The 4,882-nt window shown below is 39.9% G+C and carries 7 protein-coding genes; 5 read left to right on the forward strand and 2 right to left on the reverse strand.

Annotated elements, in window-relative coordinates; genetic code table 11:
* From K245_RS25770 to K245_RS0120730, 4 genes are all read left to right on the forward strand, one after another.
* The coding region (locus tag K245_RS25770) for a hypothetical protein (RefSeq protein WP_035277857.1) at nt 1–517 on the forward strand (517 nt) is incomplete at its 5' end.
* 101 nt (nt 518–618) lie between these two features.
* A complete protein-coding gene (locus K245_RS0120720) occupies nt 619–1,140 on the forward strand; it encodes a hypothetical protein (RefSeq protein ID WP_027360700.1) in 522 nt (173 codons plus the stop codon).
* 672 nt (nt 1,141–1,812) lie between these two features.
* A complete protein-coding gene (locus K245_RS0120725) occupies nt 1,813–2,301 on the forward strand; it encodes a hypothetical protein (RefSeq protein ID WP_027360701.1) in 489 nt (162 codons plus the stop codon).
* Between the two features lie 90 nt (nt 2,302–2,391).
* Entirely contained in the window at nt 2,392–2,925 is a 534-nt protein-coding gene (locus K245_RS0120730; RefSeq protein ID WP_027360702.1) for a hypothetical protein, read from the forward strand.
* Between the two features lie 318 nt (nt 2,926–3,243).
* Here K245_RS0120730 and K245_RS27910 read toward each other — a convergent pair whose 3' ends face one another.
* The gene (locus K245_RS27910; RefSeq protein WP_156906871.1) at nt 3,244–3,564 is read right to left on the reverse strand and encodes a hypothetical protein; all 321 of its coding nucleotides are present in this window, start codon (nt 3,562–3,564) and stop codon (nt 3,244–3,246) included.
* Nucleotides 3,565–4,055: 491 nt separating this feature from the next.
* Nucleotides 4,056–4,265, reverse strand: coding sequence for a hypothetical protein (locus tag K245_RS0120745; RefSeq protein WP_027360704.1), 210 nt, complete (start codon nt 4,263–4,265; stop codon nt 4,056–4,058).
* A 444-nt stretch (nt 4,266–4,709) separates the two neighbouring features.
* On the opposite strand from K245_RS0120745, the gene K245_RS25775 reads away from it, so the two are divergent.
* Nucleotides 4,710–4,882 (forward strand): transposase (locus K245_RS25775; RefSeq protein ID WP_035277858.1); only part of this gene is annotated, 173 nt, incomplete at its 3' end.

Consider the following 4,882-nt stretch of genomic DNA (forward strand, 5'->3'; position numbering starts at 1 on the left):
CGTTGTGCTTTTTATGAAAATACCTATGTGGCCTTTTAAACAAAAGAATAATGAAATTAAATATATAAAGAAATCGTTTGGTCAATTTTTATCCCCTAAATTGATTGAAGATGTGTTGTCATCAAACATAGATATTCCTGAGCTACATGAAAAAGAAATTGAATATTTATTCATTCTTGCTAAAGAGGGTTTAAGAACAAATCAAATTATCTCAGATGTTTTGGATATAATTTCAAACTATGAAGGAATGGTTGAGTCAATTACAGGGCCTTTTATTGTTGTTCTTTATGGCGTACCGTTGCCCCAACCGAACGCAAAAGAGAAACGCCAACGATTAACAGATGAGTTGCTAAGTAAATTTGAGGATTCAGTGTCTATTGTTCATGGCAATACAACTTGTCGTGTTGGCACCGTGGGAAATAAAAGTCGTTTTGCCTATACAGCCATGATCCCAAGCTACAAAGAAAAATTAAAGATTTTGTCTTCTTTAGAGTATGGGAATCAGGTAGAACCTTAAATAAAAACAGCACAACAAGTCGCCCAAGCTGACGCCGACACGCACCGGTTTCACCAGTAAAGCAGCGGCGGCGCAGCTTAGCTCACCGTTAGGCATATTATTTGTTGGGTGCCAAGCTTTTTAAAACCGAATTGGATCAAGTTTTGAGGCTCAAATATAAATTATTATTAATATCGGTTATTAGCTATTTGCTTTTTTGCCCACGCATTCTGATTTGTGCTGATGATAACAATGTCTCTCTCAAAAACATTTCGTTAGGTTTTGGATGGAAGCAAGTTGAATTTGATAGGCCAACATACTTAATTAATGAAGGCTCAAAAATTACAATTGAATATATAAAGAATCCTGCTACAGGCTTTTGGGAAAAAGTATGGGGCAATGACAATGAGGCTGGAAAAACCCTTCGCAAAAAGTGGATCGACGATTATTTAGAAATTGAAGGCCCTGGTGATGATGTCCATTCAGGTGCTTTTGTTAGAGTTTTAAAGCCAGTGACAATTGCTGTCATAGGATTACGAGGTGATAAAAGTGAAATATTATTTAAAATTTCACATACTCCTATAAATATTATCCAGCTTAAATCACCTCCAATTGTTAAGAACTTAAATGGCATACGAAAATAAATAATGCCTAACAAGTCGCCCAAGCTGACGCCGACACGCACCGGTTTCACCAGCAAAGCAGCGGCGGCGCAGCTTAGCTCACCGTTAAAATTTTTTTTGATGGCACTGGAAGAATAATAATAGGTACATTTTAAGTGAAGCTGTGACCTCGTTTTCTAATAGCTGCGGGCAAAAGCTTGCTCAAAATATTGCGTAACTGTGGGTGCTAAATTGGAGAACGTTGTATATTTACTGGCGCTATTTATAAACGTGCTGGGTGGAATATTGTTGTTGATATCAAGAAGTAGGCGATCGAAAAACAAGTTAGGATTTTTTAGTCCAAACTCAAATTTTGTCGATGTAGTTTTAGACCTTAGCGGCATTGCTTTAGGCGTTTTAAGCATATTAATATTTTATTTAGCTTCATAGGCAATGTGATTGTCTCTAACTGAAATTGATTCTGCTTCGGGGGAAGCTTTGCGAGCATTACTGGATTTACGTTTTGAATTCTTGAATCTTGCTCATTGGCTGCTTTTCACCCGTTTTACAGTGCTGAAAATACTTTTTACAGCCGTTATCGGCAAATTTTAACAAGTCGCCCAAGCCGACGCCGACACGCACCGATTTCACCAGTAAAGCAGCGGCGGCGCGGCTTAGCTCACCGTTATGCTTTTTCTAATTTGTGGGGATAATATGGCAATTTCTGAAAAACATCTATCGAGTGCAATCCAAAAAGCTCAGGCAATGGGCATCAAGGAAAAAGAATTAGTCTGTAATGAACTATTTATCGAGCAGCCGAATCTATTGAGTTCAGTAGTGGTGCAACAAATGATGGGAAACACATTGGAAGAAATAGATGTTCTTCTAAATATTCTCATTGTATTGCACTTATGCATAAAAGAATCTGGGCAGAAGATTTCAAAAATATCGGAGGATGAACAAGAGTATCAGTTAAAATTGTTCACTTCCGTAGTAAAATTCACTGAAGGAATGGATAGTCAATTAATTGGAAGTTCAATAGACCAATATCTTGCAGACCATAAAGAACGTTTTTTGCTTGCATATGTCGTGAAAACGATGAAAGGCGCTAAATTTTTTGAAAATATAAATGAAAATTCAAAATTTTTAATCATGTGTGGAATAAATTTAGTCAATTGCATAGTAAATGCTAAAAGTGCATAACAAGTCGCCCAAGCCGACGCCGACACGCACCGATTTTTCCAGTAAAGCAGCGGCGGCGCGGCTTAGCTCACCGTTAGGTTTCCCAAAGAAATGAATAGAACTATACCTTTCTTAGTATTAGCCTTTTTGTTTTCTGGATGTGTTTCAGCTTCTATTGTCGGGTACGGGAAAAGATATGAATATTTACTTGAATCGTCTACAACAATTGAAGATGTACGAAATGAACTGGGCAAAGCTTCTTGGACTCAGGAGTATCATCCACCTTTGGCTATTAGTAAGACTCGCGAATATTTGGAATATACTAATATCAATAAGCCTTTTGAGCCATTTGTATGGAATGGAAACGATGTATCCAAGGATAGGTTAGCTTCTTATTGTGAAGTTTATACACGAGAAGGCCCATACTACAATATGGAGAGAGGACAAGCTTACGGAATGTTCAGTGCAATTACTTTGGGTATTGGAGAAATATTCATGATCCCTTCCGCTATTATTAAGAGGCATGAGCTTTCTAATAAAAAATATTCTTTAACATTTTGGTATGATGAAAATAAAAGATTTGTTGGTGTTTTCAAGGGAGATATAAAGGACCCCTGTAATAATAATTTTAATTGGGGCCAATAAACTAAAACCTAACAATTCGCCCATGCCGACGCCGGGGAGCTGCGTGGGCTTAACCAGCAAAGTGGCGCCGCATCATACCTTTCCGTTGGCATGCTGAGGCTTTGCAGTCGTTAACCCGGTACTTTTTAGTTGGCAGTTTTATAGCTTTGATGCTATCGCCAATTTTAGCATTGTTAAAGTGAAGGGCTTTTTCCACTATGTGGCTAAGAGTAAGGCTTTTGACTTTTCAGGAATTTCACAAGTCATGCAGCGACAGGTTTTCACCAGCTTTTGCAAAGGCAGCTTGGTAACTCATTTGGGATTTGCAGTTTTCCAGCTTTATGGTTTTGGCAATTTTGCAGTTCTGAATTTCTCCAGCTTCAGCAGCGGCAGCCATTCCTGGTAACTCATTTGGGTTTTGCTGTTTTCTGTTTTTATGTTTTGGTAGGGTAATTTCAGGTCGTTTATTGCCCTAAACTGTTTAATAGTTTGGCGTTGCTTTTTTAACCGCATTGCCAACAAGTCGCCCAAGCTGACGCCGACACGCACCGATTTTACCAGTAAAGCAGCGGCGGCGCAGCTTAGCTCACCGTTAGACCTTTTGATTTCAGAATTTTTGGTATTTTTGAGGCTGTTTCGGGACTCTGGCTTTATCGTCAAACTCAGCGCCGTTAAAGTTTTGGGCTTTTTCCACTTTGTGGTTCAGAGTTTAGCTTTTGACTTTTCAGGAGTGTCTCCAGTCATGCAATGGCCGGTTTGCTCCAGCTTTAGCAGCGGCAACCATTCTCCAGGTTTCGGAAAGGCTGGTTTTCTCCAGCAATTGCAAACGCAGTTTGGTAGCTCGTTTGGGTTTTGCAGTTTTCTGGTTTTTGTGTTTTGACAGGGCAATGTTTTATCGTTGCCCGTAAATTGTTTAATAATCTGGGCATTCTTGTTGCTCATCAAAAAACTGGTCTAACAAGTCGCCCAAGCCGACGCCGACACGCACCGATTTCACCAGCAAAGCAGCGGCGGCGCGGCTTAGCTCACCGTTGGCGTGCTGATGTTTTGCAGTCGCAGGCCCAGTCCTTTTTTTGCTGGCAGTTTTGATGCTTTGCTGGTATCGCCAATTTTAGCGTTGTTAAAGTTCAGGGCTTTTTCAGGTCAGCCGCTTAAAGTTTAGCTTTTGACTTTTCAGGAGATTGCTCCAGTTGTTGCAGCGACAGGTTTTCACCAGCTTTTGCAAATGCAACTTGGTAACTCATTCGGGATTTGGTGTTTTCCAGCTTTCTGGTTTTGGCAATTTTGTAGCTCTGAATTTCTCCAGCTTCAGCAGCGGCAACCATTCTCCAGGTTTCAGAAAGGCTGGTTTTCTCCAGCAATTGCAAAAGTAATCTGGTAGCTCATTTGGGTTTTGCTGTTTTTATGTTTTGGCAGGGCAATTTCAGATCGTTGATTGTCCTAAACTGTTTAATAGTTTGGCATTGCATTCAGGCGCAGCGCCAACAAGTCGTCCAAGCTGACGCCGACACGCACCGGTTTCACCAGCAAAGCAGCGGCGGCGCAGCTTATCTCTGCGTTAGCAATCAATTCTATATATCTACACTTATAAATAATCTCAAATAATAAAAAACATGATCGAAAGAGCTGTAAATGGATTTAAAAAAAATAGAAAAGAACCAACCCTTTTTGAGTATCATCGTATATGTAATTAGCCTCTTATTTGATGGTTATTATGTTGGAACTAAGAGCTGGTCTGGAAAAATTGGACAGCCATTTAAGTGAAAATCTGCTTTATTAGAACATCAAAAAAAAGGAGCAGAAGAATGGCAAAAGGAATCAGAAGAAATCACGGACCAGCATTCAAGGCTAAAGTGGCGTTAGCGGCTTTGAAGGGAGACAAAACCCTCTCGGAATTATCCGATCAGTTTGGTGTGCATTCCAATCAGATATCAGCCTGGAAGAAAGAGCTTGAACAGAATGCCTCAGAACTGTTTGA

The organism is Desulforegula conservatrix Mb1Pa (assembly GCF_000426225.1).
Lineage (GTDB): Bacteria > Desulfobacterota > Desulfobacteria > Desulfobacterales > Desulforegulaceae > Desulforegula > Desulforegula conservatrix.